Origin of the sequence: Synechococcus sp. H55.11, from assembly GCF_047462475.1 — a bacterium.
GTDB lineage: Bacteria > Cyanobacteriota > Cyanobacteriia > Thermostichales > Thermostichaceae > Thermostichus.
In genome coordinates this window covers 1-2,203 of sequence record NZ_JANSJI010000058.1, presented here as the reverse complement: position 1 = coordinate 2,203, position 2,203 = coordinate 1, and the positions used below count along the sequence as shown (strand labels likewise).

Annotated in this window: 1 protein-coding gene; it reads left to right on the top strand. The window is 58.8% G+C overall.

Annotated features, from left to right (window positions below):
• Positions 1-357 precede the first annotated feature (357 nt).
• Positions 358-2,203: pyruvate formate lyase family protein (locus NW853_RS02500; RefSeq protein ID WP_414347601.1), on the top strand; the 1,846-nt coding region annotated here is incomplete at its 3' end.

Genomic DNA, 2,203 nt, shown 5'->3' with positions numbered 1-2,203 from the left:
TTTTCCCGGCAGCAGGTAACCGGGGCCGCCCTAACCCAGCATAGGCTGGCCCTTTGGCGAGGGAAAAGGTCAAAACCCTTTCCAGCAAACCCTTAAGACAACATTAAAAACACGCTTAAAAATGCGCCCACAAAAACATCTTCGCAGGGCAAAGGACTAAAATTGAAGTGGGCGAGGTGTATGGCCAACATCCAAAAAAAGAAACAGCAGAGTTGCTAAAAGCTCTCCCTCAAGTCAGTCACCAGGCCCTCTCTTTTGCAAGGATTGTTGTAGCTTTTGGCAGTTGCTGGGGCGCCGCCTTGCCCTATTGTCAGCCTATTGGCGGAGTTGTCAGGCGTCATAGTTGGGAGGATTGTTATGATAGCGAGCGCGCAGCGTTCTGTAGCTTTGTCTACAGAATCGAAGGCCGAAAAAAATACAGAACGCAAAGTATCTGATCAAGCAGTTGCGAGAGATTTTCTGCCGGGGCAGTGGCAGCGCTGCATCGATGTCCGAGATTTTATTCAGCGTAATTACACTCCCTACATCGGGGATGAAAGCTTTTTGGCGCCGGCCACCGAGCGCACCCAACGGCTGTGGGCCAAGGTTAAGGATTTGATGGCGCTGGAGCGGGAGCGGGGGGTTTTGGATGCCGACACCGACCTTCCTTCCAGCATCACCAGCCACCCGCCGGGCTATATCGACCGGGAGCTGGAGCAAATTGTAGGTCTGCAGACAGACAAGCCCCTGAAGCGGGCCATCCTGCCCTTTGGCGGCATCCGCCTGGTAGAGACGGCCCTCAAGGCCTACGGCTACGAGCTGGATCCAAAGGTTAAGGAGATCTTTACCAAATACCGCAAGACCCACAATGACGGGGTCTTCGACGCCTACACGGAGGAGATGCGCCGCTGCCGCCGCTCTGGCATCATCACCGGCTTGCCGGACGCCTATGGGCGGGGCCGCATCATCGGTGATTACCGGCGGGTACCTCTCTACGGGGTGGATCGGCTGATTGAAGACAAGGAGGCGCAAAAAGCCAGCCTCGACCTGGACACGATGGATGAAGAGACCATCCGCCTGCGGGAGGAGCTCTCAGAGCAGATCAAAGCCCTGCACGAGCTCAAGGAAATGGGGGCCAGCTACGGCTTTGACCTGGGCCGTCCGGCAGCCAACGCCCGCGAAGCCATCCAGTGGCTGTACCTAGCCTACCTGGCAGCGGTCAAAGAGCAAAACGGCGCCGCCATGTCCCTGGGGCGGGTCTCCACGTTCCTAGACATCTACATCGAGCGGGATCTGCAGGCCGGGATCCTCACCGAAGAAGAGGCCCAGGAGCTCATCGACCACTTTGTCATGAAGCTGCGCATGGTCAGGTTTTTGCGCACGCCGGAGTACAACGAGCTCTTCAGCGGCGATCCCACCTGGGTAACTGAGTGCATTGGCGGCATGGGGCTGGATGGGCGACCTCTGGTCACCAAGACCAGCTTCCGCATGCTGCACACCCTCTACAACCTGGGGCCGGCGCCGGAGCCCAACCTAACGGTGCTCTGGTCGGAGCGGCTGCCGGAAGCCTTCAAGCGCTACTGCGCCAAGGTCTCCATCGAAACCAGCTCCATCCAGTACGAAAACGACGACCTGATGCGCCCCTACTGGGGGGATGACTACGGCATCGCCTGCTGCGTATCGGCCATGCGCATTGGCAAGCAGATGCAGTTTTTTGGGGCGCGGGTAAACCTGGCCAAGTGCCTACTCTATGCCATCAATGGCGGTCGGGATGAGATCTCCGGTGAGCAGGTGGCCCCGGCCTATGCCCCCATCACCTCTGAGGTGTTGGAGTACGACGAGGTGTGGCCGCGCCTGGTGCAGATGATGGCCTGGCTGGCCAAGACCTACGTCAACACCATGAACATCATCCACTACATGCACGACAAGTACTGCTACGAGCGCCTGGAGATGGCCCTGCACGACCGCGACATCGTGCGCACGATGGCCTTTGGCCTGGCTGGCCTATCGGTGGTGGCGGATTCCCTCTCGGCCATCAAGTACGCGCGGGTGCGGGCAATTCGGGACGAGCGCGGCCTGGTGGTGGACTACGCGGTGGAGGGCGACTTCCCCAAATACGGCAACAACGACGACCGGGTTGACCAAATTGCGGTGCAATTGGTGCAGACCTTCATGGCGGAGCTGCGCAAGCACAAAACCTACCGCAACGCCATTCCCACCCAGT